The sequence below is a fragment of the Streptomyces sp. NPDC012508 genome (genome assembly GCF_042902595.1).
Taxonomy (GTDB): Bacteria; Actinomycetota; Actinomycetes; order Streptomycetales; family Streptomycetaceae; genus Streptomyces.
Genome location: NZ_JBIBEO010000002.1, coordinates 337,679 through 363,191 on the forward strand (window position 1 = coordinate 337,679; position 25,513 = coordinate 363,191).

A 25,513-nucleotide genomic window follows, 5' to 3' on the forward strand; every position below is an offset into this window, starting at 1 on the left:
CGTTTCCCCTTGTTCCCCGGTGCTCAGGACTTTACGGCGCCGGACAGCAGATCGAGGCTCCAGAACCGCTGGATGACCAGGAACAGCGCGATGAGCGGGACGATCGCGAGCAGCGCACCGGTGACGACGAGGGTGTAGAGGGCGGGTTGTCCGGCGCCCTGCTTCAGCAGGGTGAACAGACCGACGGTCATGGGGAACTTCTCGTCGTCGCCGAGCATGATGAAGGGCAGCAGGAAGTTGTTCCAGATCGCCACGAACTGGAAGAGGAAGATCGTCACCAGGCCAGGGGACATCATGGGCAGGGCGATGCGACGGAAAATCCGCCACTCCCCCGCGCCGTCCATCCGGCCTGCCTCCACGAGCTCCATGGGGATCGCGGCCTCGGCGTAGATCCGGCCGAGGTAGACACCGTAGGGCGAGAGGATCAGCGGCAGCAGGACGGAGAGGTACGTGTCCGTCAGATCGGCCTCCGCCATGAGCAGGTACTGCGGGATGGCGAGGATCACCGGGGGCATCAGCACACCGGTCAGGATCAGGTTGAAGAACGTCTCGCGGCCGCGGAAGCGGTAGACGGCGAGGGCGTATCCGGCGAGCGCCGAGACGATCGTGGAGAGGACGGCGCCCAGGCCCGCGTAGAAGACGGAGTTGGTCATCCACCGCCAGTAGAGGCCGTCACGGTACGCGGCGAGGTCGGCGAGGTTGTCGCCGAGGCCGTCGCCGGGGAGGAAGGTGAAGGTGGAGAAGAGGTCGGCGCCCGACTTGGTGGAGGCGACGAGGACCCAGGCGATGGGCAGGAGGCAGTAGAGCGCGCCGAGGACCAGGGCGGCGGTCGGAAGCAGCGCGATACGGCGCGGGCGCGGCTGCCCCTGGGACGTTCCGGGAGTGACGCCGGCTGCCGGCGCGGCCCGGCGCACCTGCGGTGGGGAGGCGAGCCCGCTCATCGGGTGGCTCCTTGCTTCGTACGGCGGTCGGAGGCTCTCAGCAGGCCGAAGGAGAGCAGGAAGGTGGCGGCGGCGAGGACCACCGCGGTGGCCGAGGCGGCGTGGATGTTCCCGCCGGTGAAGGCGTCGTTGTAGACCTTCATCAGCGGGCTCCAGGTGGTGGGGATGCCGTTGGTGAGCGGCCGGAGCGTGGTGGGCTCGTTGAAGACCTGGAGGGTGGCGATGATCGAGAAGAAGAAGGTCAGGACCAGCGAGGGCGCGACCATCGGAATCTTGATCCGCAGGGCGATCTGCAGCTCCGAGCAGCCGTCGAGCTTGGCCGCCTCGAAGACCTCGGTGGGCAGCGAGCGCAGCGAGGTGTAGATCACGATCATGTTGAAGCCGGTGCCGCCCCAGACGGCGATGTTCGCCATCGCCAGGTACAGCGGGCCGCCGTCCATCAGGTCCGGTCGCGGCATCCCGAGGGCGTCGAGGAGGTAGTGGAAGGGACTGACGTCCGGCAGGTACAGGAAGCCCCACATGAGGGCGGCGATGACGCCGGGCACGGCGTACGGCAGGAAGATCGCGAGGCGGGAGAAGGACCGGGCCCGGACGCGCTCGGAGTCGAGCAGCAGCGCGAAGAGCAGGGCCAGGCCGAGCATGACGGGGACGACGATCGCGCCGTAGCCGAGGATCCGCAGAGCGCTGTGGCCGAGTTCGAAGTCGGTGAGGGCGGCGGTGTAGTTCTCCAGGCCGGCCCAGACCTCGCTCCTGGCTCCCTTGCCCAGGCCGAGGCCCTTGACCTCGATCTTGTGGAGGCTGAGCCAGAGGGCGTAGCCGATGGGCAGGGCGAAGAAGAGGACGAAGAGGAGCGCGGCCGGGAGAAGGAAGAAGTAGGGGGCGCTGCGCGCTCGTTTGAGGGTGGTGGTGGGCGACGGGGAGAAGGAGGGGGCGCTGCGCGCTCGTTTGAGGGTGGTGGTGGGCGACGGGGAGAAGGAGGGGGCGCTTCGCGCTCGTCTGAGGGTGGTGGTGGGCGACGGGTGGGCGTACGGGGCCGTCTTGGCCCCGTACGCCCGGCGCGCGCCCGCGGCGGGCTGCGTCACGGGGCGACCTCGAAGCCCTGCTTCTTCAGGTCGGCGACGGTGGCGCTCTGCATCGTGGTCAGCGCGGCGCCGAAGTCGGACTTGGCCTTGGCCGCCTTGCCGAACTCGTCCTTGAAGGAGGTGTAGGCGACGTTCACGTTCGGCCCCCACGCGGCGGGGGCGGTGGTCTTCGCGATCTCGGCGGCCTTGGTGTAGAAGTCGGCCTGGCCGGCGAAGAACTCCGGGGGCGCGGCGAGCGCGCCGCCGGTCTGGGCGGCGGTGGCGGCCGGGTAGATGCCGGCCTCCTTCACCAGGGCGGCGAGCGCCTCGGGGTCGGTGTTCAGCCACGCGGCGAACTTCGCGGCGGCCGCCTTGTGCTTCGAGTCGGTGGTGACGGCGGTGGTGGAGCCGCCCCAGCTGCCGGTGGCGGGCTCGGCGGTGTCCCACTGGGGCAGCGGGGCCATGGCCCACTTGCCCTTGGTGTCGGGCGCGGCGGTGGTGAGGACGCCGGGGGCCCAGACGGCGCTGACCCAGGCGATCTGCTGCCCGGTGTTGAGGGCCTTGTTCCACGCGGGGGTGTACATGGGCTGGTTGTCGACGGCGCCCTCCTTGACGAGGCCGCCCCAGAAGTCGGCGACCTTCCGGGTGGCGGGGTCGTCGATGCCGACCTTCCACTTCTGGTCCTGGGCGGTCCACCACTGGGCGCCGGCCTGCTGGGCGAGGCCGGCGAAGAGGCCGGAGTCGTTGGAGGAGAAGGTCGTGAGCGACTTGTCGGGGGCCTTGGTCCTGAGCGTCCTGGCGGTGGCGGCGAACTCGTCCCAGGTGGTGGGGACCTTGAGGCCGAACTGCTGGAACAGGTCGGTGCGGTAGAAGAACATCAGCGGCCCGGAGTCCTGGGGCACGGCGTAGACGGCGTCGGAGCCGAGGGTGGTCTGCTGCCAGAGGCCGGGCGCGAAGGCGTCCTTGGCGTCGGCGACCTCCTTGGAGATGTCGGCGAGGGCGTCGTTGGAGACGAGCGTCGGCAGGGCCTGGAACTCGGCCTGGACGAGGTCGGGGGCCTGGTGGGCCTTGGAGGCGGTGATGATCTTGGTGACCAGGTCGTCGCCGGAGGCCTGCTTCTGGACGGTGACCTTGATGTCCGGGTTCTTCTTGTTCCAGATCGCGGCCACCTTGTCCATGTTGGGCGCCCAGGCCCAGTAGGTGAGTGAGACGGGGCCCGACTCGGCCTGACCGTCTCCGCTTTCGGACGAGCCGCAGGCGGTGAGTGCGGCCGCGGCGAGGGCGACGGCGGTGGCAGTGGCGACGACACGGTGGCGCATAACGATGGGCATGGAGCCTCTCCCCTGACGAGCGGTCCTTCCGTCGTGGAAGGACCTGCCATGCATCTGTGAGCGTTCACAGTAGAGAAACGTTCCGGACACTTGTCAATGGTGGATCGTGTGCGGTTATGTTGCGTTGCCACATCGAGATCTGGTGTGTGTACGTTCCCAGTTGCTTGAGTTCGACGTTCAGGAGACACCCATGCCGGAGACCGCTCCCCGAGGCCTGCACCGCCTCGCCTTCGGCGGGGACTACAACCCCGAGCAGTGGCCGGAAAGCGTCTGGCAGGAGGACGTACGGCTGATGCGCGAGGCCGGCGTCACCCTCGTGAGCGTCGGGATCTTCGCGTGGGCGCTGCTCGAACCCGAGCCGGGCGCGTACGACTTCGGCCGCATGGACCGGGTGCTGGACCTGCTGCACGAGAGCGGCGTCCGCGTCGATCTGGGTACGCCGACCGTGGCGCCGCCCGCGTGGTTCTACCGCGCCCATCCCGACGCGCTTCCGGTCTCCCGTGAGGGTGTGCGGTACGCGTTCGGCTCGCGCGGCGCGATCTGTCACAGCTCACCTGCGTACCGCGAGGCGGCGGCCCGGATCACCACGAAGCTGGCCGAGCGGTACGGCGCCCACCCCGCGCTCGCGCTCTGGCACGTCCACAACGAGTACGGGGTCCCGGTCAGCGCCTGCTACTGCGAGAACTGCGCCGCCCATTTCCGCCGCTGGCTCGCCCGGCGGTACGACTCCGTGGACGCCGTCAACGAGGCTTGGGGCACCGCCTTCTGGGGCCAGCGCTACACCTCGTACGAGCAGATCGACCCGCCCCGTCTGACGCCCACTGTCGGCAACCCGGCGCAACAGCTGGACTACCGCCGCTTCGCCGATGCCACGATGCGGGAGAACTTCCGCAGGGAGCGGGACATCCTGCACCGGCTCTCGCCGGGCGTCCCCGTCACCACCAACTTCATGACGGCGCTCAGCCAGTGCGACTCCGTCGACTACTGGGCCTGGGGCCGCGAGGTCGACCTCGTCACCAACGACCACTATCTGATCACCGACGGCCGCCGCACCCACGTCAATCTGGCCATGGCCGCGGACCTCACCCGCTCCGTCGCGGGCGGAGCTCCCTGGCTCCTGCTCGAACACGCCACGTCCGGCGTCAACTGGCAGCCCCGCAACCCCGCCAAGCGCCCCGGGGAGATGGCCCGCAACTCCCTCGCCCATGTCGCCCGCGGCTCCGAGGGGGCCATGTTCTTCCAGTGGCGGCAGTCCCGGCGCGGCGCCGAGAAGTTCCACTCCGCGATGCTGCCGCACGCCGGCACCGACTCACGTGTCTGGCGCGAGGTGGTGGAGCTCGGCGCCGGCCTCGACGCGCTGGCCGCGCTGCGCGGCACGCGCACCGTCCCGGACGTCGCCATGGTGTGGGACTGGGAGTCGTGGTGGGCGCAGGGCCTGGAGTGGCGTCCCACGGAGGACCATGACGCGCGTGAGCGCGCCGACAGCTTCTACGAGTCGCTCTACGACCGCCACCTGACCGTGGACTTCGCCCACCCGGAGTCCGACCTGTCGGCGTATCCCCTGGTCGTGGTGCCCGCGCTGTACCTCACCACCGAGGCGGCCGGCCTGAATCTGCGGGAGTACGTCGAGAACGGCGGCACGCTCGTCGTCTCGTACTTCTCCGGGATCGTCGACGAGCACGACGCCGTTCACCCGGGCGCCTACCCCGGGGCCCTTCGGGATGTCCTCGGGCTGAGTGTGGAGGAGTGGTCCCCGCTCGGGGAGGGCGAGACGGTGACCGTCACGGGCCCAGGAGGGGCGACGCTGACCGGAGACGTCTGGACCGAGTTCGTGGTGGCGCGTGGCGCCCGGCCGGTGTGGACGTACGCAGACGGCCCGGCCACCGGGCGCCCCGCCGTCACCCGTCACCGTCTGGGCAAGGGCAGCGCCTGGTACGTCTCCACCCGGCTCGACGCGGCCTCGCTCGACACGATCCTCGGCGCCGCCTGCGAGGACGCGGGCGTCGAGCCACGCCGCGGCCTCCCGCGCGACGTCGAGGTCGTACGCCGCTCCGGCGACGCCGGTGAGTACCTCTTCGTCCTGAACCACACCGCGCACGACGCGAAGGTGCCGTTGGACTCCCCCGGCACCGAACTCCTCGCGGGCGAACGCGCCGCCGGTCACCTCGTCGCGCCCGCGGGATCGGTCCGCGTCGTACGCCTCGACGGCTGACCGTCCCTCGTGACTCCCCGGGGACGGGCGTCGCGCACGCGCGCCCCCGGGTGAACGGCACCACCGCACCACCTCCTTTCCCTCCCCCGTCGAAGGGACTCGACGATGCACGCCGTTCCCCGCACCCTGCGGTCGCTCCTGTCAGGTTCACGCCTCAGAGTCGCCGCCGCCTCCGCGCTCGGCGCCCTGCTCCTCACCGCGCTTCCCGCACCACCCGCTCAGGCGGCCGCCACGCTCGCCAACACCGGTTTCGAGGCCGACGGAACCGGGACCGCCACGCCGTCCGGCTGGTCCACCTACTCCGCGACGGGCCAGAGCGCGGCCTCCTTCACGGAGGCCGGCGGGCACGGCGGCAGTCACCGGCTGAGCCACTGGGCCTCGACCGCCTACCAGGTGGAGACGTACCAGCACCTGTCCGGGCTGACGGACGGCACCTACACCCTGAGCGCCTGGGTGCGCTCCGGCGGTGGCCAGAGCTCCGCCTATCTCGCCCTGCGCAACTGCGGCTCCGCCGAGCAGCGCACCGACCTGCCGCCCACCCCCGACGGGGCCTGGATACGCCTGGTCACATCGGTGAAGGTGACCGGCGGCCGGTGCACAGTCAGCGTCAACTCCCACGCGTCGGCGGGGCAGTGGCTCAACGTCGACGATCTCACGTTCACCTCCGGCTCGACGGGGCTGTCCGTCAAGGGCGTCGACATCTCCTCGCTGGAGAAGAGCGAGGACCTCGGCGGTACGTATCGCACCAGCGCGGGGGCGACCGGGGATCCCGTGGCGATCCTGAAGTCGGCGGGCGCCACCTACGGCCGGCTCAAGGTGTGGGTGAATCCGGCCGACGGCTACAACAACAAGGCACGTGTGCTGGCGTCGGCCCAGCGCATCAAGGCGCAGGGCATGAAGCTGCTGGTCGACTTCCACTACTCGGACACCTGGGCCGACCCCGGCGCCCAGGCCAAGCCCGCCGCCTGGGCCGGCCACTCGTACAGCCGGCTCACGACCGACGTGTACGACCACACGTACGACGTCCTGAACGCGCTGAAGGCCCAGGGCACGACGGCCGACATGGTGCAGATCGGCAACGAGATCAACACCGGGATGCTGTGGCCCGAGGGCTCGACGGACAACTGGTCGCAGCTGGCGGGACTCCTGAAGGCGGGCGTCTCGGCCACGAAGGCGGTCTCCTCCTCCACGCAGGTCGCACTCCATCTCGCGCACGGCGGCGACAACGCCCTGTACCGCTGGTGGTTCGACAACGCGACGGCGCAGGGTGTTCCGTACGACGATCCCACGTCGGGCAACGGCTGGGAGAACCAGGCCCTGTTCGACTACGACAGCAGGCTGCTGCCGGCGGCGGACTGGCTGGCCCACCGCTGATCGGACGCCACCGCGCGGCCTCGCCTCCCTGAGGAGGCGAGGCCGCGCGCCCGGTCGGGCCGTCACACGGAGACGGTGGAGACCCGGCCGAACATCCGGCCACCGAGGTCGATGCCGGCCACGGCGCCGCTGGTGTCACGGGAGAAGAAGCCCCGCTGTCCCTCCAGTCCACCGCCGATGACGATGAACTCGTCGCCGTCGCCGGGCAGCAGGCCCATGGCGGCCGGCTCGTAGTCCGCGGGCATCTCGAAGTCGGCCGACGCACGGATCTCGGGCTTGATCGCGGCGGCGAGGGTCAGCTCCGCCCCGTCGGTGGCGACGGTGAGGGTCATGGCCTCGTTCTCGTAGGACCCGACGACCTCCTGGGCCCGCGTCGCGTCGTACGCCAGCGGCTCCGGGTCCTTGTCCACGACGCCGAGGTGGTGCTCCAGCGCCCAGCGGACGACGGACCTGTTGAAGGGGATGCCGCCCGGGCCGGCGTTGGACATGGCGACGACGGCGAAGTTCCGCTCGGGTACGAGCACCAGCTCGACGAACTGACCGTTGACCGAACCGCCGTGCTCGATCGTGCGCACGCCGTCGGCCTCGCGCAGGAACCAGCAGATGCCGAAGCCGTCGCCGAGGTTGCTGGCACGCAGTTCGACCGTCTGCTCCCGCATACGGTGCAGCAGTTCGGTCGGCAGAAGGCGCTCACCACTCTCCGTGAGACCGTCGCCGAGCTGGAACCGAGCCCAGGCGAGGATGTCCGACGCCGAGGTCGCGAGGCCGCCGCCGGGGTTGTTGGCCCGGGTGAGCTTCCACTCCCTCGCGACAGCCAGGTTGCCGTCCTCGTCGGGGTTGTGGCCCACGGCGAACCGCCTGGTCATGACCTCGTCGGTGCCGAAGAAGCTGTTCGTCAGGCCCAGCGGCTCGATCAGGAGCGAGGCGACGGCCCGCTCGTACGTCAGCCCCGTGACGTTCTCCAGGACCCGCCCGAGCAGGTTGAATCCGGCCTGGCTGTAGGAGGCGCGGCCGCCGGGCTCGCCGATGAACGGCAGGTCCGCCATCTTCGCCACGAAGGCGGCCAGAGCGTCGTCGCCGTCCCCGGTGTCGACGATGATGTTCCAGTCGAGGCCCGAGGTGTGGTTGAGCAGGTTGAGTACGGTGATCTCGGCAGCCGCCTTCTCGTCGGCGAGCACCAGCTCGGGCACGTACCGGCGCACCGGCGCGTCCAGCTCGACCCGGCCGTCGGCGACCAGCCGCATCAGCGCGGTCGCCGTGAAGGTCTTCGTCGCCGAGCCCACCAGGAAGAGGGTGTTCTCGTCGACCGGGAGCGGGTTGTCGATGCTGGTCACGCCGTGGCCGGCGAAGGTCTCGCGGCCGTCCGCCCAGACGCCCACGGTGACACCGGGGATGCCGTGCTCCGTGGCCGCCCGGGCGACGAACTCGGCCAGCTCGGCCTGGGACTTCCGGGTGCTGTCGGCGCTCATGGGTTTCTCCTGCTCGGGTGTCGTCGTTCCTGATGACCACGACGATGCCCGGGCGCCCTGACAGCCTGCGGCCCGCGCGCTGACGGGCGCCGACAGAGGCTGTCAGCGCCCGTCAGGGGGGCGTACGCGCGTGGGAGGGCCCCGTGTACACGCGTCAGGGGGCCGTACGCGTGTCAGGGGGCCGTGCGCGTGCGGGAGGGCCGTACGCGCGTCGGCCGGAAGGATCCTTGGGATCAGCGCCCGATCTCGGCGGCCGGTCCCATGACGATGACCGGTTCCTTGGCGGGGTCCAGGGCGCGCAGCAGGTCGCGCATCACGTCGGCGGTCAGGGAGATGCAGGCCTGGGTGGGGCCGCCGTGGTCGACGTGGATCCATACGCCTCCGCCCCGGTCCTCCCCGAGCGGCCGCTCCCTGTTCAGGGGAGTCGTTCCCGAGACGCGGTTGTAGTCGATGGCGACGACATAGTCGAACGAACCCTCCAGGGGTTCGCCGAGGAATCCGGTGCCCGGGGAGACGAACTGCTCGTCCTGGTCGTAGGGCAGCTTCGAGCCGGGGTCGGGCAGCCGGCCGCCCGCGTCGCCGAGCCGGAACACACCGATGGGGGTGCGCAGATCGCCGGCCCAGTGGTCGTTCGTCCAGCCGCGCAGGGCGTTGTGCGCGGGCCAGGGTCCGCCCGTGCGCTGCCATCGACCGGCGGCGTCCCGTTCGTAGAGCACGGCCGTGGATTTGCTGGTGTTCAGGGACCCGCCCGTCACGACGAACGCCTGCTTCGTACCGTCCGGGATCTGCGTCAGCGTCGTCGGACCGACACCGGGCGGGCCTACGGGTGCCTTCGGCTCGGAGGCAGTGGTCCCGGGAGCACCGGCAGCACCAGGCGCACCTGAGTTTCCGGGCGCGGGCGTCCCTGGGGAGACGGCTGCCTCGGGCGAGCGGGGCGAAGTGGCCGGGCCGGCGTTCTTGGCCGCGGCGCGGACGCCGGGCGCGGGGTTCGGAGCGGGTTCTTCCGCCGACACCTTCATGTAGCCGATGACCGCGAGTGTCGCGCAGAGCGCGGCGGTCACCACGCGCGGGCCGGTGCGGACGTTCCTGACAGACATGGGGCAGCATCCTCCGACGCTGGGGACGGCAATGCCGCGATACGTACCCGATCCGGGTCCGCGCCTGTCGGGTGAGCCGCGCACTCACCCGACCGGGGCAGAGCGGACGGCGTGTCACGGGTCTGCCGAGAGTTGAGCAGCCGTCAGGAAGGTGCGCCGCTCTGGAGGTCCCTCCACCGGGGTGCCTCGTCGTCCGGCCGGTCGGGGCTCGCGAAGTGGAAGGGGACGCCGAGCCGCTCGGCGAGGTCGTGACCTGCGCGCCGGGCTTCTTCGGCTTCGGGCCACGGCGGAACCGTGCCGTTGAAGAGCCGCATGTCGCCGCCGTGCCGGATCACGGCCAGCGGATGCTCGGCCTCCGGCTCGTGGGTGACGAGAACGAGGTCCACCATCCAGCCGAAGGTGTCGCCGTCCCACAGCGCCTCGACGGCCGCGGGGCGGCCCGGGAGCTGCGCGGCCCGGTCGGCGAGGGCCGTCGGGTCGAGCGGCTCCGTGGGCCCCGGTTCCCAGCGCACGCCGAGCTCGCGGAAGCGCTCGTTCACCATGTCGAGCGTCTCGTGCAGACCCGGGCGTGACTCCTCGGGGAGGGCGTCACGGACCTCCTTGACCGCCAAGATGCAGCGACCGAGACGGATGTGGGCGTCGACGGCCCGGCGCGTCTCGACGGGGAGCGCCGCCCAGATATCCGCGTTCATGATCCGGTGTCAGGCGGTGGCGGCCGGGGTCTCGTCGAGCTCCCAGGCGTGGCGCTTGAAGTCGCGGACGAAGTCCGGGTGGTCCTCCCAGTTGCGGGCGACACCGCGCAGGACGTCCCAGTTGTGCTCCAGCGCCTGGTCGATGATGTGACGGAGCGCCGGGTCGGCCGCCGCCCGCTGGTCGGCGAGTCCCTTGACGGCAGCGGCCGCCTTCACGGTGCCGAGGAGGGCGCGCAGCGCGCGGGAGGTGTCGTCCATCCCGAATCCGTGGTCGCTGCCGTTCTCGGGGTCGAACAGCGGCCGGAGACGGTCCTCGATGAACGCGGTGATCCGCTCGAAGTGCTGGACGTCCATCGGGTTCTCCCTGTCCTGCCGTTCCCCCGTGGGGGCAGCCGGCCTGTCGCGTGCGTCTGTCGTCCGCGCGGTGTTCCGTCCGCGCCCGCTGATTATCCCGTGTCCCCTACGGAAGCGACGGCGGGGCCATCCGTGTGCCGTGCCAGAGGGCGTGCGCGGGTGCCGCGCCCTCCGTGCGGTCGCCGGGCACGTCCCAGACGTGGACGGCGGCTGCGGTGGCACCGCCGGGCGGGGCGGTGAGCGGGGACCAGCCCGGGTCTCCGGTGGCGGCGAAGGCCGCCCAGGCGTGGACCATCCGCCGGGACAGGGCCCAGTCGTCGGCGTCGGCGGGACCGCCGGTCAGGAAGTCGACACCGGTGGCGTCCAGGGTCCCGAGGGCGAAGGGCACGTCGGCTGCGTGCCAGGCGCGCACCGGGCTGCCGTCGGGGCGGGTGCGGCGCCGGTCGAAGCGGGACAGGAACGTGCGGCCGCCGGCGCGGGCATGGGCCTCGGCGAGACGGACGGTGGGCACGGTGAAGACCGCGTCGCCCGCGAGGGCCAGGAAGACGTCGAGCACCGGTGCGTCGGGCATGAGGGCGCGGTACGAGGCGACCAGGGCCGGGGAAAGGCCGTAGTCGGCGGCGAACCGGGCGAGGCCGTCGTCGGTGGTGACCGTCGGCATGCTGCCGACGCGGTGCATCAGCCAGTACTCCTCGGTGGTGTGGCAGACGAGGAGGTCCACGGGGTGTGCCGTGCCGTCGGCGGTCGGGGCCTCGACCGGGTCCCGAGTCAGCAGGACGCCGTCGAGGACGGGGCCGTAGAGGACGGTGTCGTAGTGGAGGAAACCGGAGGCGGGGTCGCCGGCGTACCGCGCCACCACCTGGTCGGAGGCGTCGACGAGATCCTGCGGAGTGGTGGAGACAAGACCCTCGGCGGTGGCGGCGACACCGGCGGCCTCGGCCACCTCACGGGCGAGGCGCCCGGCGAACTCCGGCGGGAAGAACGCGTCGGGCACGCTGTGGGCGATGGCGCGGCGGAACAGTCCGTCGGCCCGTGCACTGCTCATCAGACAGGCGATCGAGCCGCCGCCCGCGGACTGTCCGGCCACCGTGACGTTCTCCGGGTCGCCGCCGAAGGCCGCGATGTTGTCGCGTACCCACTCCAGTGCGGCGATCTGGTCGAGCAGTCCCCGGTTGTCGGGGAAGCCGGGCACGTGCCCGAAACCCTCGAAACCGAGACGGTAGTTGCAGGTCACCACGACGGTACCGGCGCGGGCCAGGGCGGATCCGTCGTAGTCGGGCTGGGCGGCGGAGCCGAAGGTGTAGGCGCCGCCGTGGATCCAGAAGAGGACGGGCAGCGGATCCGAAGTTCCCACCGGGGCCCAGACGTTGAGCGTGAGGATGTCCTCGTCGCCCGGGTGCCAGGCCGGGGAGCCGGGCAGCTCCGCCGACTGCGGGGCGACGGGGCCGAAGCGGGTGCACTCCCGTACCTCGTCCCAGGTCTCCGCGGGCCTCGGCGCCTGGAAGCGCCCGGCGCCGAACGGCGGTGCGGCGTACGGGATGCCCAGAGTGATCCGCAGCCCGTCGGCGACCGTGCCGCGTACCGGTCCTCGCTTCGTCACGACGGTGTGGTCGGCGGTACCCGCACGCACAGGTGGATCTCCTTCTCGTCGCCGTCGGCCTCTCCGTGCGGCAGCACACCCTGACACGCGGCTCAGAGGCCGGACAATCGATTAAAGATCTTGAGCGAGGCCCTGCGGAGTGTGCGCGGCGGTGCCGTCGCCTTCGAGGGGCTGTTCGGCCCAGATGACCTTGCCCTCGGCCGTGTAGCGGGTCCCCCAGCGCCGGGTGAACTGGGAGATCAGGAAGAGGCCACGGCCGCCCTCGTCGGTGGTGCGCGCGTGGCGCAGATGCGGCGAGGTGCTGCTGGCGTCGAAGACCTCGCAGATCAGGGTGCGTTCGAGGATCAGGCGCAGCCGGATGGGGCCGGAGGCGTGCCGGATGGCGTTGGTGACGAGTTCGCTGACGACGAGTTCGGTGGTGAAGGCGAGTTCGTCGAGGCCCCAGGCGGCGAGCTGGCGGGCGGCCATCACGCGCGCGCGGGCGACGACGGCCGGGTCGGCGGGCAGGTCCCAGATGGCGACCTGCCCGGCCGCCAGACCGCGGGTCCTGACGAGGAGGAGGGCCGCGTCGTCGGTGTACGGCCTGCTGGGCGCCAGTTCGTCGACGATGCTGCGGCAGAGTTCGTCGAGCGGCAGGTCACGGGATTCCAGAACGCGGCGCAGCCCTTCCTTGCCCGCCCCGGGCGCGGCGATGATCCCGTCGGTGTAGAAGGCCAGGACACTGCCCTCCGCCAGCGGCAGCTCGACGGATTCGAAGGGGAGTCCGCCGACGCCGAGCGCCGGTCCGGGCGGGAGTTCGGGGAAGGTGACCGTGCCGTCGGGCGCCAGGACGGCGGGCGCGAGGTGGCCGGCGCTCGCCAGGTCGCAGCGCAGACTGACCGGATCGTAGACGGCGTAGAGGCAGCTGGCCCCCACGCCCGCAGGGGTGGCCGCGCCGCCGAGCTCGCCCGCGGGGCCCTCCCGCGTGACCTGCAGGACGAGGTCGTCGAGATGGGCCAGGAGGTCCTCGGGCCCGAGGTCGAGGTCGGCGAGGGTCCGTACGGCGGTACGGAGCTGACCCATGGTCGCGGCGGCCTCGATCCCGTGGCCGATGACCTCGCCGACGACGAGGGCGACCCTGGCGCCGGACAGGGGGATCACGTCGAACCAGTCGCCGCCGAGGCCGGACAGTTCGTCGGCCGGCCGGTAGAAGGAGGCCGCGTCGACGGCTTCCTGTACCGGAACGCCGTGCGGCAGCAGGCTGCGCTGGAGTACGAGCGCAGCAGCGCGCTCGCGGGTGTAGCGGCGGGCGTTGTCCAGGCAGACGGCGGCGCGGGCCACGAGCTCCTCGGCGACCCGCAGGTCGTCCTCGTCGAACGCCTCGTCCTGTCGGGCGCGGAAGAACGTGGCCACGCCGAGGGTGATACCTCGGGCGAGGATCGGCACCACGATCGCCGTGTGCGGCTCGGGGGCGGGGGCCACCGGCGGCTGGGCGTCCGTGGACTCGGCGTCCGGCGGCTCGGCGTCCGTGGACTCGGCTTCGGGCTCCTCGACGTCCCTGGGCCCTTCCGGTGGGCCGGAGTCCGGTGGCTCGGAGGCTGTGGGCGCGGTGCCGGGCGGCTCGGCGTCCGATGGTTGCTCGCTCTGGGGCACGGGCACAGGGATGGCCGCATCGCGTGTCGTGTCGTCCAGCGTGGCGGCGCGCCAGGAGCGGCCGTGGGCCAGGGAGCGGATCTGGGGTGACGACGGCAGGTACCCGCACGGCTCCCCCGGCTCCACCATCACCACGATCCCTCCGGGGACGGTCTGCACGCCGGCACGCACCAGCTGTACGGACGTGGCGGCGGCCGTGGGGCCCGGGGACGGCTCGGCGCCTCTGACGACGGTGTCCAGCAGATCCACGGCGACGAAGTCCGCCAGCCCGGGCACCGCCACGTCGGCCAGGTCCTGGGCGGTGCCCAGCACGTCCAGGCTGCGGCCGATGCGCTCGCTGGCCAGGGCCATCAGGGCGAGCCGGAGTCTGGCCCGGTAGCGGTCGGTGATGTCGACGACCGCGTAACAGACGCCGAGGACGCGGCCGTTGTCGTCGTCCAGCCGGACCATCGACATGGCGTGGGCGTGGTCCCGGCCGGGATGGGACCGGGGGCGGCCCACGTGCTCGTAGCCGAGGACGGGCTCACCGGTCGCCAGCACCTGGCGCATCTTCGACTCGACGAGGTCGGCGTTCATCCCGGGCTGGATCTCCGCGAAGCGCCTGCCGCGCCGCTCCTCGACCGTGCCGCCGCCGAACTGCTCGAGCGCGGTGTTCGACCACACGCACCGTAGGTCGGTGTCGACCAGGCAGAGCCCGACGGGCATCCGGGTGACCATCCGCTCCAGGAGAGCGGGGCCCATCGTCCACTGCCGGGACGGCGCCGCTCCCACGGCGACGACGAGCCAACGGGCCGGGCCCGCCTCGCCGGGCAGCGGCAGCACGGTGACGTCCACGGCGATCGTGCGGCCGTCCCGGTGACGTGCGAGCAGGACGCCCGACCAGCCGCCGTCACGCTCCGAGACCTCCAGGATGCCGGGGATGCGGTCGGCCTCGTCAGCCGCGAGCAGGGCGCCGACGCGCCGGCCGCTCAGCTCCGCCGCGGGGTAGCCCAGCAGCTGTTCGGCCGCGTACGGACGGCCGACGACCGCTCCGTACTCGTCGAAGAGGAGAACGACGGAGTCGGCGACGCCGAAGACCGCCTCGTGCGCGGTGGTGTCTGTGCCCTCAGGTCTCCCCACGGCCGTCGGCTCCGTTTCTCACACACCCGCCCTGTTTTTCCCTTGTACCACACTATGACCCTGCCCCGACTGTCAGGTCCGATTCCTGCGTCACCCCTTCGGCGGACGGTCCGGGTTTTCGATCGGCCCGAGGGGTTAGTCAGCTCTCTAGGACCGACGATCCGGGAGGCGGGCAGCGTGACGCGACCGAAGATTCTCGTGGTGGGTGCCGGCTTCGCCGGGGTCGCCTGTGTACAGCGTCTGGAGCGGCGGCTGACGAGCCGCGAGGCACAGATCTCGCTGCTGTCGCCCGTCTCGTACCAGCTCTATCTGCCGCTCCTCCCCCAGGTGGCCTCGGGCGTGCTGACCCCCCAGTCGGTCGCGTTGTCGCTGCGGCGCAGCAAGCGTCACCGCACGCGCATCATCCCCGGCGGCGCGATCGGCGTGGACACCAAGGCGAAGGTCTGTGTCGTCCGGACGATCACGGGTGAACTGATCGACGAGCCGTACGACCATCTGGTCCTCGCGCCGGGCAGTGTGACCCGCACGTTCGACATCCCGGGGCTGGGTGAGCACGCGCGGGGCATGAAGACGCTCGCCGAGGCGGTCTACATCCGCGACCACGTGATCGCCCAGCTCGATCTGGCCGACGCCGGACACGACGAGGCGGAGCGGGCGGCGCGGTTGTGCTTCGTGGTGGTGGGCGGGGGCTACGCGGGTACGGAGACGGTCGCCTGTCTGCAGCGGCTGACCCATGCCGCGGTCCAGCGCTATCCGCGGCTCGACCCGAAGCTGATCAAGTGGCATCTGGTGGACCTCGCGCCCAAGCTCATGCCCGAGCTGGGCGACAAGCTGGGCCGAGCGGCGCTGGAGATCCTGCGGCGGCGCGGGATCGAGGTCTCGCTCGGGGTCTCCGTCGCCTCCGTGGACGCCGAGGCCGTGACGCTGACCGACGGGCGGGTGCTGCCCAGTCGCACCCTGATCTGGACGGCGGGCGTCGCCGCCAGTCCACTGATCGCCACGCTCGGCGCCGAGACCGATCGGGGCCGCCTGGTCGTCGGTGCCGACATGGTCGTCCCCGGCGTGGACGGTGTGCACGCGCTCGGCGACGCCGCCGCCGTCCCGGACCTGGCCAAGAAGGAGAAGGGCGCGATCTGTCCGCCGACGGCCCAGCACGCGATGCGGCAGGGCAAGCAGGTCGCCGACAACGTCGTCGCCGCCCTGCGCGGCGAGCAGACCTACCCGTACCACCACCGGGATCTGGGCCTGGTGGTGGACCTGGGCGGGCGGGACGCCGTGTCCAAGCCGCTCGGCATCGAACTGCACGGCACCCCGGCGCAGGCGGTCGCCCGGGCGTACCACTGGTCGGCGCTGCGGACCAATGTCGCCAAGGCGCGGGTGATGACGAACTGGCTGCTCAACGCCGTGGCCGGGGACGACTTCGTCCGTACGGGATTCCTGTCGTCCCGGTCCGGCACGCTCGCGGACTTCGAGTACACGGACGCCTATCTCACGCCGGAGCAGGTACGGGCCCACACCGCCGCCCTGAACGCTCGGGTCTGACAGCGCTCCACCGCGGCTCGGGGCGTCCGGCGCGACGCCCGGGCGTCAGAGCCAGCCGTTGCGGCGGAAGCTGCGGTGCAGGAGGAAACAGGCGACGGCCATGGCACCGACGACCAGCGGATAGCCGTAGGTCCAGCGCAGTTCGGGCATGTGCTCGAAGTTCATGCCGTAGACCCCGCAGACCATCGTGGGGACGGCGATGATCGCGGCCCACGCCGTGATCTTGCGCATGTCCTCGTTCTGGGCGACCGTCACCTGCGCGAGATGGGCCTGGAGGATCGAGTCGAGGAGCGCGTCGAACGACGTGATCTGCTCCGTGATCCGGGAGAGATGGTCGGCGACGTCACGGAAGTACGGCTGTATCTCCGCCGAGACCAGCTGCAGCGGCGCCGCGGCCAGGGCCTGCAGCGGACGGTCGAGCGGGGCCACCGCCCGCTTGAGTTCCAGGAGTTCCCGCTTCAGCTGGTAGACGCGGCCCGCGTCGCCTCGGGAGGCCTGCTCGCTGAAGACGGCCGTCTCGACGGCGTCTATGTCGTTCTGGACGGCGTCGGCGACCGCCAGGTAGTCGTCCACGACATGGTCGGCGATGGCGTGCAGAACGGCCGCGGGCCCCTTGGCCAGCTGTTCGGCGTCCGCCTCCAGCGCCTCCCGCAGCGGGCCGAGCGAGCCGTGCCGCCCGTGCCGGACCGTGATGACGAAATCCGGTCCGGTGAACACCATGAGCTCGCCCGTGTCGACGACCTCACTGGTGGCGGTGAGCTCTTCGTGCTCCACATAGCGGACGGTCTTGAAGACGGCGAAGAGCGTCTCGTCGTACCGCTCCAGCTTCGGCCGCTGGTGCGCGTGCACCGCGTCCTCGACGGCGAGCGGATGCAGGCCGAACAGCTCGGCGAGCCCAGCGAACTCCTCGACCGACGGCTCGTGCAGCCCGATCCACACGAATCCGTCGCCCGACTTGCGGACCCGTCGCACCGCCTCCTCGGCGGGGCAGGCCCCGCGCTGCCGCGCCCCGTCCTCGTACAGCACACAGTTGACGACCGAGCTGCCCAGCGGCGAGCGTGCCGGATGGCTCAGGTCGACGGTCCGGCGGTAGGCACGGCGGACGGTGCGCCTCAGATTACGGATTATCGGCACGTCAGGCTCCTCGGGACGATCAGCGGACAGTGTGCCACCGACGGACCGTGGGCGGGACTCCTGACAAATGTCACACGTTCCTGTGAACAAGATCCTCCCGGGGGTGGAGAGCGGTCCGGACCACGGCGACCAGGATGAAACCACCGCACTCACCGAGGAAAGAGGATGCACCCATGTCTTCGTCCCGCAGGGCCCGCCTCACGGCCGTCGCCGCGGCCACTGTGATCACACTCTCCATCTCGGCGTTACCGGCCGGGACCGCCGTCGCCGCGGAGCCCGGCTCCGCCGCCGCCGCGGCCTCCGCAGCGGTGACGCCGGCCGGTCGCGGCCATCTCGACCGCGCGGCGCTGCGCGGATCCCTCGACGCGTTCCACAAGGCCGGGATGTACGGCGCCTATTCGGCGGTCCGTGACGGCTCCGCGCAGTGGCGGGGAGCCACCGGCTTCGCCGACGTCGACAGCCGCCGGCCCACCGGGCCGAACTTCGAGCACCGGGTCGGCAGCATCACCAAGACCTTCACGGCCGTCGCCGTCCTGCAGCAGGCCGGCGCCGGGCGCATCGACCTCGACGCTCCCGTCGGCCGGTACCTTCCCGACCTCGTCCCCGGCGAGCGCGGCCGGCAGGTGACCGTGCGGATGCTGCTCAACCACACCAGCGGCATCGCCGACTACGTCCTGCCCGCCTTCCCCGGCATTCTCGAGAACCCCGGCAAGGCCCTCGACGAGAACCGCCTGCGCCACATAGCCCCCGAGGAGCTCGCCCGCCTGGGTCTCGCGGCGCCGCCCGTCGCGGAGCGCGGGACGCACTCGTACTCCAACACCAACTACATCCTCGCCGGGCTGCTCCTGGAGCGCGTGACCGGCGAGAAGGCCGAGGCCTACATCACCCGGAACGTCATCCGGAAGGCCGGGCTGCGCCACACGTACTTCCCGAGCTCGCCGTCCCTCAGGGGACCGCACTCCCGGATGTACGAGTCGTTCTTCGGCCTGATCGACCCGCCGCGCGACTACAGCGTCACCGACATGTCGTGGGCGGGCACGGCCGGCGCCCTCGTCTCGACGACGAGCGACCTCAACGACTTCTACCGCACGCTGCTCAGCGGCCGGCTACTCGGCGCGGCGGAGCTGCGCGCGATGAAGACGACCGTCCCCGCCTACGAGACCCAGCCCGGCGAGGAGCCGCTGATGCGGTACGGCCTCGGCATCTACACCCTGAAGATGCCCAGCGGCGGCTGGTACTGGGGCCATGACGGTGCCGTCTTCGGCGCCGGCACGTGGGCGCTGTCCACCGAGGACGGTCGTCGTCAGGTCGCCATCGGCTACAACCTGATGAAGTACCAGCGCTTCGACGAGCAGGGCCGACCGCTGCCCGATCCGATCACGCAGGCGCTGTACGCCCATGTCGACGGCGCCCTGGCCGGCACGTCCTCGCCTCCGCGCGGTACGGCGGCGGCGCAGCCGTCCCCGTCGCTGCCCGGCCTGCCCATCGGCCCGGACACGCTCCACCAGGCGACCCTGCGGTAGTGGCAACCGGGCGTCCCCGACCGAGCGTCCGCGCGGTGGCCGACCCGGTTGCGCCGAAGCCGGGGCCATGCGCCATGATCACCGGTCATGAGAGCTCTTGTCGGCATCGAACTGCCGGGCTTCCGACTCGTCGAGCCCGATGTCTGGGTCAGTGACGCGGGTGATGTGCTGTCACTGCATTTCTTCGCCCTGCGCCCGGACCTTCCCGCGTCGTTGGACGATGGCCCGTCGCTGCGCGCCGCGCTCACCCGCGTGACCGCGGACGCCGGCGGCGGGCTGATCGAGGCCTCGGTGAAGTCACTGGGCGAGCTGCCCGCGCTTCGGCAGATACTCAAGCTGCCGATGCCCGGGCAGGCTCATGGGCAGGTCTTCATCGGCAGTTTCACTGTCCCACGGGCGGAGTGCAGCACGGTGGTGAAGATCCAGGCGCCCGAGCGCGGGACGACCGGGATGCGCGAGGCGATGGTGATGGCGCAGGTCGGTCCCGACGCCTTCTACCGGGCCCATCCCTACGCGCCGGAGGTCCAGGGCGGGCTGCCGTTCCACGCCGCGGACCACGCCCGGTACGACGCCGAGTTCCCCGACCACCCGCTGACCCGGGTCAGGAACGTCCTCGGCGCGCTGGCCGAGCACGTCAGCGTGGCACCCGAGTTCGCGGCGCTGCCGCCGTTCACGGGCTGACGTCACCGGGACTGCAGGGCGTCCAGGGCGACGGCCTGGGCTATCGCAAGGCGGCGGTCGAGGTGCTCGTCGTGGATGGAGAGGACGTAACGGTCCCGTAGGCCCAGCCGCTTCTCCACCGACATGACGGGGCGCTCCGAGGCCGCGAAGTCGAAGTGGTACGGCCAGGCGAACGGCACCAGGTCGACGAACGGGACGATGTTCCAGGCGCGGCGCAGCAGGGCCACGGCCCTGTTGCGCTCCACGCCCGTGGTCTCGGCCGCCGCACCCTCCTGGCTCATGTGCCAGGTGCTGCGCAGCAGGGAGGCGGCGAAGTCCTTGCGGAGCCTGCCGACGAGGGTGCCCGAGGCCGCGTGGATGTCGTACGTCGCGCCGAGGTCCACGATCTGCCGGGCCTGGAAGGTGAAGAGGACCTGCCGCTGGGACTCGTCCGTGTAGAACGTGATTCTTTCCTTCAGAGCCATGCGCTTCTGGTGGGCGAACGCGACGATGTCGCCTTCGGCGCCGTCCGGTCCTGCCGCGTGCACCACGTAGCGATTGGCCATCGGCGTGAGCTTCTGGCGGATGTGAAAGCGGTGCTGCGACTGCTCGAGACCCATGGTGCGCTCCCCCTCGTCGGTGATGTCCCGACGATGATCGCGTTCTGCGCGCACCGGCCGCAGTCATCGAAAGTCGTTCTCCGAGGAGACGAAGGGATCGGCTGCCTGCGTGGCCTAGGCGCCCCGCGGCGCGACCGTCCGTCGGGGAAGCGTGTGGACCGTCGCCCCGAGAGTGACGAGCCAGGCGGCCGCCGCGGTCCACAGCAGGACCTGGCCGAGGGTGTCGAGCCAGTCGACGGCCGCGGCCGTCGACGTGGAGAGACAGGCGGCAGCCGTCATGCCCATCGGGAAGACGGTGGCCCAGCGCCGTACGTCGTAGCCCAGGCGCGGCCGCAGCAATTCGGCGAGGAGCAGGACGGCGTACCAGACCAGGTCGACGAACAGCAGGAACAGGGTGAGGCCCCTCAGGGAGGTGTGGGTCACGCCCGTCCACACACCCGTGGCGAGCAGTTTGGAGCCCGCGAGAGCGGAGATGGCCATGGCCCCTCCCGCCACCCACTGGTCGCCGGCGCCCGCGCCGATCTGCCCGAAGTCGAAGCGGACCAGGGCCACGAGGTAGAGCAGCAGCCCGAGGACGAAGAAGACCAGTGACGTCCGGGCGAGCCAGTCGCCCGCCGAGGGCGTGAGGATGGCGCCCAGGACCGCGAGCGCCTCGGTGGCGACGCAGATCAGGAAGACACCGCCCGGCATGCTGCCCCGCAGATGTGTCAGGACCGCCGCGAGCAGCACCGCCCACAGGATTGCCGACCCGGCGAGGAGCACCGCGGCCAGGTGGGTCCAGCCGAGAAGGGCCACGCGGGCGCCGAGCACGGTGGTGGCGGCGACGGCGGTCAGGGCTGGCGGGGTGTCGGCCTCGGCGGCCCAGCGGGGACGGCTGTGCAGCAGCCGGGTGGCGAAGTCGAAGGCGAGCAGCAGCCACAGTGCGCCCGCGAGGCCGAGCAGCGTTCGGGACACCGTCTCGCGGCCGGTCAGATGGAAGCCGACCGAGATGATGCCGGTGGCCATCACCGCCGCGCCCGCGGCGGGCGGCAGCTCGGCCCACCAGCGGGCAGTGCGCTCGTTCATGATCCCCATCGCATCGGCTCTCCACCCTGTCCGCCACTCGGCGCGCGCGGAGGAGCCGAACGACACCCGGTGGGCGGCAACGGCGAGGCGGTTCCGGCGAGGCAGCGCCCGCGAGGTGGTGCCGGTGGACGGGCCGGGTGCCGGACCCGTCCACCGGGCGGAGCCCGTCCATCGGGCGGAGGTCAGGCCTGGGCGGTCGCCAGGAGTGCCTCGGGGGTGATGAGCGCGGTGGAGCCCGGAGCCGTACAGGCATGGGCTCCGGCCACCGCGCCCAGGCGGGCGCAGTCCAGGACGTCCCGGCCGGCGAGCCTGCCGTAGAGGAAGCCGCTGACGTACGCGTCGCCGGCGCCGTTGCTGTCCACCACAGGAGCCTCGGGGGCGACCGCCGGGATGTGCCGCGGCGTCGGGTCGCCGTCACGGGTGAGAACGTAGGAGCCGTCCGCACCCGCCGTGGCGACCACGGTCCGGGCGCGGCCCTCGCGCAGGATCTCCCGCATCAGCGCCGGCGTGCCGTCGCCCGCGCCTGCCGCGCTGAGGAAGACGAGGTCGGAGCGGAGGGCGAACTCCCGGTGGTGGTCGTTCCGCCCGTCCCAGTCGTGCAGATCGGTGGAGACGGGGACGCCGAGCGCCTCGATGTCGTCGTACAGGAAGCGCGCGAAGTTCATGATGGAGACATGGACGTGGCGCGCGCGGCGCAGCCGGGGCAGGTAGTGCTCGCTCGGCATGCGCAGGTCCGCCGGGTCGCGGCCGTCGTAGAAGGACATCCGGCGTCCGGTCGCGTCCACCAGGTTGACCGCGCGGCGGGTCCCGGCGGACGAGATCACCGGGTCGAACTCCACGTCCCCCTCGGCCATGCGCCGCCGTACGAGTGTGCCGATCCAGTCGTCGCCCACGCAGTCGAGGAGCGCGACCCGCAGGCCGAGGGCCCGGGTGCCGAGGGCCACGTTCCCGCCGGTGTGCCCGGGCCACTCCTCGATCGGTCCGACATGGACCGAGTCGGCGAGGGGGACCGGCAGGGCGTCGACCCGGATGACGGTGTCCACTCCGCTGCCACCGACCACCACGACGTCGTACCGGTCGTGTTGCTGACTCAACTCTGCCGCCTCTCAGGTCCCGCCGCGAACAGTATGGCGGTGGGTGGGACGGCGGAGCCGCCGAGTGGCCGGCCGGTCAGTCCTTGTAGTCCGGGCAGGTCCGGTCCAGGAGGCGGAGCATCGCCGACCACGCCAGGCCGTACGCGTCGTCGTCCTCGAAGTCCGACGTCGCCTCGCCCGTGAGCTGCCGGGCGGTGTACTCGCAGACCTCGGCGGGTGGGACGACCAGGGGAACGCCGCTCGACTGGGCGGCGATCTGGATCTCGCAGGCGCGCTCCAGGTAGTACATGCGCAGGAAGGCCTGCGCGGCGCTCTCGCCGACCGTCAGCAGGCCGTGGTTGCGCAGGATGAGGGCGGGGTGGGTTCCGATGTCGGCGACCAGGCGGCGCTGTTCGTCGAGGTTGAGGGCGACGCCCTCGTAGTCGTGGTAGCCGACGCGGTCGTAGAACTCCATCGACATCTGGTTGAGCGGAAGGAGTCCGTCCTCCTGCGCGGCGACGGCGCAGCCCGCCTTGGTGTGGGTGTGCAGGACGCAGTGCGCGTCGGCCCGGGCCGCGTGGATCGCGCTGTGGATGACGAATCCCGCCGGGTTGACCGGGTGGGGGGTCGGCTCGACGGGGGTGCCGTCGAGGTCGATCTTCACCAGGTTGGACGCGGTGATCTCCTCGAAGAGCAGCCCGTAGGGGTTGATGAGGAAGTGGTGGTCGGGCCCGGGCAGCCGCAGGGAGATGTGGGTGAAGATCAGGTCGGTCATCCTGAAGTGGGCCACGAGCCGGTAGACGGCCGCGAGTTCACGGCGCAGTCGGAGCTCCTCGGCGGTCCTCGTCAGTGCGGGGAGCGGTGTTGCGGTGGTCATGCGAGGACTCCTTCGAGGGCGGAGGCGGTGGGGTCGACGACGGGTGTCAGCGGGCGGCCGGTGCGGTGCCAGGCGATGACGTTCTCGGCGGGTCCGCACACGTACGCGCGGCGCGAGGTGTCCGACAGGAAGGCGCTGTGCGGGGAGAGTTGGATGCGGGGGTGGCGGCGCAGCGGGTCGTCCGCCGGGGGCGGTTCGACGGGGAAGACGTCGAGCGCCGCGCCTGCCAGGTGGTCCCGGTCCAGGGCGTTCGACAGGGCGGCCGGGTCGACGAGTTCGCCGCGCGCGACGTTGACGAGGAAGCCGCCAGGGCGCATGCGTCCGAGCAGCGCTCCGTCGACGAGGCCGCGGGTGGCCGGGGTGAGCGGGACGTGCAGGGAGAGGACGTCGGTCGCCGCGGCCAGGTCACCGAGTTCGTCGTGGCGTGCGATGCCGGCCGGCCAGTGGGCCGGGTCGGCGTGCGGGTCGTAGGCGGCGACGCGTCCGAAGACCGGGGCCGCGAGCGCCGCGAAGGAGCGGGCGATCCGGCCGAGGCCGACGAGTCCGAGAGTCAACTCGCTCGCCCGGCGCGGGAGTCGGCCCTGGGCCGTGAACTCCGCGTTCCAGCCGCCGGAGCGGACGAGGGCGTCGGCCTGCGGGAGCCGCCGGACGAGCGCGAGCGCGGAGGCGAGCGCGTGGACGGCGACGTCCTCGGTCGCGGCATCGGGCAGGTTCGCCACCCACACCCCGCGCTTCCAGGCCTCGGCCGTGTCGACCATGTCGTACCCCGCGGACATGGTGGCGAGGATCCGCAGCCCGGGGAGCCGGTCGAGAAGCGCGGCGTCGATCCGCGCGTAGCCGACGATCAGGGCGACCGCGTCCCTGGCCGCCTCCGCGAGGACGTCGGGGTGCCGCGTACCGGCGACACGGACCTCGAACCCCGCCTCGGTGAGGAGTCGGACTCCCGGCTCCGGATCCAGGTCGTCGGTGTCGGTGAAAACGGCGACGGGCTGGTTCACCCGGCCCCCTTCCGGTCGTTCGGTTGATGTGACGGCCGATTCGTCGGTTGATGACATGATGAACTTACGTTTCATCCGCACAGCTGTCCACTGACGCACGCTGCGGCTGTGCGTGAGCCGTGTCACGAACGGGCCCGGTTCTCCTGCCGGTACCCGAGAATGTCAGCGGACCCGGGGCCGACCGCCTCGTGGCCGCCGAGCCGAGGAGATCCCCGGGTGGACCTGGACGCCATCGACATGGCCGTCGTACGCGCGCTGCAGAAGGACGGGCGTCTCGCCTACGAGACGCTGGCCCAGCACGTCGGTCTGTCCCGGCCCGCGACCCGCGCGCGGGTGCAGCGCCTTCTGGAGTCGGGAGCGGTTCGTGTCGTGGCCGTCGTCCATCCCTCCGTTCGCGGACTGACCGCGTCCGCGCATCTCTCGGTCGACGTCGAGGGCGCGGCGGAGCCGGTGGCGCGGGCGATCGCCGAGCTGCCCGAGGCCCCGTTCGTCAGCCTGACGGCCGGACGGCGGGCCATCATGACCGAGCTCCGCACCGAGGGCTTCGGGGCGCTGGAACGGACCATCGAGCGCGTGCGTTCCGTGCCCGGTGTCGCGGTGGTCGACCCGCTGATCGGCACCCGCCACCTCAAGGACCCGTACCTGCTGGCGGAGGAGCCGACCGCGTCGGACCTGGACGACACCGACCTTCGCATCCTCGACGCCCTCGAACAGGACGGCCGGCTCCCCTTCGCCGACGTCGCCGAACGCGTCGGCCTCTCCCCCGGCGCCACTCGCGCCCGCACATTGCGCCTCCTCGACGGCGGGGTGGTGAAGGTGCTGGCGCTGGTCCGCCCCGAGGTGCTCGGAATGGGGTACGCGTGCGGCTTCGCCGTGCGCGTCGAGGGCGCGCGTGACCCCGTGGCGCGGGAGCTCGCCACGTGGGAGGAGGTCACCTTCCTGTCGGCCTGCCTCGGACGCGCGGAGCTGGTCGGCACGGTCACGGCGGGCTCCCTGGGCTCCGCACGGGCGGCGCTGGACGCCATGCGGGCGCTGTCGGGCGTACGGGATGTCGAGAGCTGGATCCATCTGGAGCTGGTCAAGGAGCGGTACGACCTCGGCGCACCGGCGGCGTAGGTCCACCGAGCGGGGCGGCGGGC

General features: G+C 71.6%; 21 protein-coding genes. 6 read left to right on the forward strand and 15 right to left on the reverse strand.

Annotated features, from left to right (window positions below):
- Nucleotides 1–23: 23 nt before the first annotated feature.
- From ACFY8U_RS07580 to ACFY8U_RS07590, 3 genes are read right to left on the reverse strand one after another with little or no spacing between them, the layout of a single operon-like run.
- A complete protein-coding gene (locus ACFY8U_RS07580; RefSeq protein WP_389566967.1) occupies nucleotides 24–941 on the reverse strand; it encodes a carbohydrate ABC transporter permease in 918 nt (305 codons plus the stop codon).
- Nucleotides 938–2,023, reverse strand: coding sequence for a carbohydrate ABC transporter permease (locus tag ACFY8U_RS07585; protein WP_389566970.1), 1,086 nt, complete (start codon nucleotides 2,021–2,023; stop codon nucleotides 938–940). Before ACFY8U_RS07585 ends, ACFY8U_RS07580 begins: the two co-directional genes overlap by 4 nt.
- Complete coding sequence (locus ACFY8U_RS07590) at nucleotides 2,020–3,321, reverse strand: ABC transporter substrate-binding protein (RefSeq protein WP_389568257.1); 1,302 nt, start codon at nucleotides 3,319–3,321, stop codon at nucleotides 2,020–2,022. The genes ACFY8U_RS07585 and ACFY8U_RS07590 overlap by 4 nt, the downstream gene beginning before the upstream one ends.
- 202 nt (nucleotides 3,322–3,523) lie before the next feature.
- On the opposite strand from ACFY8U_RS07590, the gene ACFY8U_RS07595 reads away from it, so the two are divergent.
- Nucleotides 3,524–5,545, forward strand: coding sequence for a beta-galactosidase (locus ACFY8U_RS07595; RefSeq protein WP_389566973.1), 2,022 nt, complete (start codon nucleotides 3,524–3,526; stop codon nucleotides 5,543–5,545).
- A 105-nt stretch (nucleotides 5,546–5,650) separates the two neighbouring features.
- Complete coding sequence (locus ACFY8U_RS07600; protein WP_389566976.1) at nucleotides 5,651–6,919, forward strand: glycosyl hydrolase 53 family protein; 1,269 nt, start codon at nucleotides 5,651–5,653, stop codon at nucleotides 6,917–6,919.
- A 62-nt stretch (nucleotides 6,920–6,981) separates the two neighbouring features.
- Here ACFY8U_RS07600 and ACFY8U_RS07605 read toward each other — a convergent pair whose 3' ends face one another.
- From ACFY8U_RS07605 to ACFY8U_RS07630, 6 genes are all read right to left on the reverse strand, one after another.
- On the reverse strand, nucleotides 6,982–8,388 hold the full coding sequence (locus ACFY8U_RS07605) for a serine hydrolase domain-containing protein (protein WP_389566978.1): 1,407 nt from the start codon (nucleotides 8,386–8,388) through the stop codon (nucleotides 6,982–6,984).
- A gap of 233 nt (nucleotides 8,389–8,621) precedes the next feature.
- Entirely contained in the window at nucleotides 8,622–9,485 is an 864-nt protein-coding gene (locus ACFY8U_RS07610; RefSeq protein ID WP_389566981.1) for a hypothetical protein, read from the reverse strand.
- Between the two features lie 143 nt (nucleotides 9,486–9,628).
- Nucleotides 9,629–10,177: a hypothetical protein gene (locus tag ACFY8U_RS07615; protein ID WP_389566984.1), complete on the reverse strand. Its 549-nt coding sequence runs from the start codon at nucleotides 10,175–10,177 to the stop codon at nucleotides 9,629–9,631.
- A gap of 9 nt (nucleotides 10,178–10,186) precedes the next feature.
- The gene (locus ACFY8U_RS07620; RefSeq protein ID WP_389566987.1) at nucleotides 10,187–10,531 is read right to left on the reverse strand and encodes a hypothetical protein; all 345 of its coding nucleotides are present in this window, start codon (nucleotides 10,529–10,531) and stop codon (nucleotides 10,187–10,189) included.
- Between the two features lie 106 nt (nucleotides 10,532–10,637).
- Nucleotides 10,638–12,161, reverse strand: a complete 1,524-nt coding sequence (locus ACFY8U_RS07625) for a carboxylesterase/lipase family protein (protein WP_389566989.1) — start codon at nucleotides 12,159–12,161, stop codon at nucleotides 10,638–10,640.
- An 81-nt stretch (nucleotides 12,162–12,242) separates the two neighbouring features.
- Nucleotides 12,243–14,882: a SpoIIE family protein phosphatase gene (locus ACFY8U_RS07630; RefSeq protein ID WP_389566992.1), complete on the reverse strand. Its 2,640-nt coding sequence runs from the start codon at nucleotides 14,880–14,882 to the stop codon at nucleotides 12,243–12,245.
- A gap of 177 nt (nucleotides 14,883–15,059) precedes the next feature.
- Between ACFY8U_RS07630 and ACFY8U_RS07635 the strand changes: the two genes are divergently transcribed.
- Nucleotides 15,060–16,424: an NAD(P)/FAD-dependent oxidoreductase gene (locus tag ACFY8U_RS07635; protein WP_389566995.1), complete on the forward strand. Its 1,365-nt coding sequence runs from the start codon at nucleotides 15,060–15,062 to the stop codon at nucleotides 16,422–16,424.
- Nucleotides 16,425–16,469: 45 nt separating this feature from the next.
- On the opposite strand, the gene ACFY8U_RS07640 is transcribed toward ACFY8U_RS07635, so the two are convergent.
- Nucleotides 16,470–17,552, reverse strand: a complete 1,083-nt coding sequence (locus ACFY8U_RS07640) for a magnesium and cobalt transport protein CorA (protein ID WP_389568260.1) — start codon at nucleotides 17,550–17,552, stop codon at nucleotides 16,470–16,472.
- 179 nt (nucleotides 17,553–17,731) lie between these two features.
- Between ACFY8U_RS07640 and ACFY8U_RS07645 the strand changes: the two genes are divergently transcribed.
- Together ACFY8U_RS07645 and ACFY8U_RS07650 are read left to right on the forward strand one after the other, a co-directional pair.
- A complete protein-coding gene (locus ACFY8U_RS07645) occupies nucleotides 17,732–19,081 on the forward strand; it encodes a serine hydrolase domain-containing protein (protein WP_389566998.1) in 1,350 nt (449 codons plus the stop codon).
- 87 nt (nucleotides 19,082–19,168) lie between these two features.
- Complete coding sequence (locus ACFY8U_RS07650; protein WP_361445762.1) at nucleotides 19,169–19,762, forward strand: hypothetical protein; 594 nt, start codon at nucleotides 19,169–19,171, stop codon at nucleotides 19,760–19,762.
- 2 nt (nucleotides 19,763–19,764) lie between these two features.
- Here the strand turns inward: ACFY8U_RS07650 and ACFY8U_RS07655 are convergent, their stop codons facing one another.
- The 5 genes from ACFY8U_RS07655 to ACFY8U_RS07675 all read right to left on the reverse strand — a co-directional run bounded on the left by ACFY8U_RS07655 (nucleotide 19,765) and on the right by ACFY8U_RS07675 (nucleotide 24,374).
- Nucleotides 19,765–20,361 carry a hypothetical protein gene (locus ACFY8U_RS07655; protein ID WP_389567001.1) on the reverse strand — a complete coding sequence of 199 codons (597 nt, stop codon included), beginning with the start codon at nucleotides 20,359–20,361 and terminating at the stop codon, nucleotides 19,765–19,767.
- A gap of 114 nt (nucleotides 20,362–20,475) precedes the next feature.
- A complete protein-coding gene (locus ACFY8U_RS07660) occupies nucleotides 20,476–21,426 on the reverse strand; it encodes a tellurite resistance/C4-dicarboxylate transporter family protein (protein ID WP_389567004.1) in 951 nt (316 codons plus the stop codon).
- Between the two features lie 182 nt (nucleotides 21,427–21,608).
- The gene (locus ACFY8U_RS07665; protein ID WP_389567007.1) at nucleotides 21,609–22,520 is read right to left on the reverse strand and encodes a carbohydrate kinase family protein; all 912 of its coding nucleotides are present in this window, start codon (nucleotides 22,518–22,520) and stop codon (nucleotides 21,609–21,611) included.
- Between the two features lie 76 nt (nucleotides 22,521–22,596).
- Nucleotides 22,597–23,376: a class II aldolase/adducin family protein gene (locus tag ACFY8U_RS07670; protein ID WP_389567010.1), complete on the reverse strand. Its 780-nt coding sequence runs from the start codon at nucleotides 23,374–23,376 to the stop codon at nucleotides 22,597–22,599.
- On the reverse strand, nucleotides 23,373–24,374 hold the full coding sequence (locus ACFY8U_RS07675) for a C-terminal binding protein (protein ID WP_389567013.1): 1,002 nt from the start codon (nucleotides 24,372–24,374) through the stop codon (nucleotides 23,373–23,375). The genes ACFY8U_RS07670 and ACFY8U_RS07675 overlap by 4 nt, the downstream gene beginning before the upstream one ends.
- A 216-nt stretch (nucleotides 24,375–24,590) precedes the next feature.
- On the opposite strand from ACFY8U_RS07675, the gene ACFY8U_RS07680 reads away from it, so the two are divergent.
- The gene (locus ACFY8U_RS07680; protein WP_389567016.1) at nucleotides 24,591–25,490 is read left to right on the forward strand and encodes an Lrp/AsnC family transcriptional regulator; all 900 of its coding nucleotides are present in this window, start codon (nucleotides 24,591–24,593) and stop codon (nucleotides 25,488–25,490) included.
- The last annotated feature ends 23 nt before the right edge of the window (nucleotides 25,491–25,513 follow it).

Coding starts and splice junctions, on each gene's coding strand:
- ACFY8U_RS07610 (WP_389566981.1), bottom strand. CDS start 9,485: ATGTCTGTCAGGAACGTCCGCACCGGCCCGCGCGTGGTGACCGCCGCG.
- ACFY8U_RS07605 (WP_389566978.1), bottom strand. CDS start 8,388: ATGAGCGCCGACAGCACCCGGAAGTCCCAGGCCGAGCTGGCCGAGTTC.
- ACFY8U_RS07655 (WP_389567001.1), bottom strand. CDS start 20,361: ATGGGTCTCGAGCAGTCGCAGCACCGCTTTCACATCCGCCAGAAGCTC.
- ACFY8U_RS07620 (WP_389566987.1), bottom strand. CDS start 10,531: ATGGACGTCCAGCACTTCGAGCGGATCACCGCGTTCATCGAGGACCGT.
- ACFY8U_RS07595 (WP_389566973.1), top strand. CDS start 3,524: ATGCCGGAGACCGCTCCCCGAGGCCTGCACCGCCTCGCCTTCGGCGGG.
- ACFY8U_RS07615 (WP_389566984.1), bottom strand. CDS start 10,177: ATGAACGCGGATATCTGGGCGGCGCTCCCCGTCGAGACGCGCCGGGCC.
- ACFY8U_RS07600 (WP_389566976.1), top strand. CDS start 5,651: ATGCACGCCGTTCCCCGCACCCTGCGGTCGCTCCTGTCAGGTTCACGC.
- ACFY8U_RS07650 (WP_361445762.1), top strand. CDS start 19,169: ATGAGAGCTCTTGTCGGCATCGAACTGCCGGGCTTCCGACTCGTCGAG.
- ACFY8U_RS07645 (WP_389566998.1), top strand. CDS start 17,732: ATGTCTTCGTCCCGCAGGGCCCGCCTCACGGCCGTCGCCGCGGCCACT.
- ACFY8U_RS07670 (WP_389567010.1), bottom strand. CDS start 23,376: ATGACCACCGCAACACCGCTCCCCGCACTGACGAGGACCGCCGAGGAG.
- ACFY8U_RS07660 (WP_389567004.1), bottom strand. CDS start 21,426: ATGAACGAGCGCACTGCCCGCTGGTGGGCCGAGCTGCCGCCCGCCGCG.
- ACFY8U_RS07580 (WP_389566967.1), bottom strand. CDS start 941: ATGAGCGGGCTCGCCTCCCCACCGCAGGTGCGCCGGGCCGCGCCGGCA.
- ACFY8U_RS07590 (WP_389568257.1), bottom strand. CDS start 3,321: ATGCGCCACCGTGTCGTCGCCACTGCCACCGCCGTCGCCCTCGCCGCG.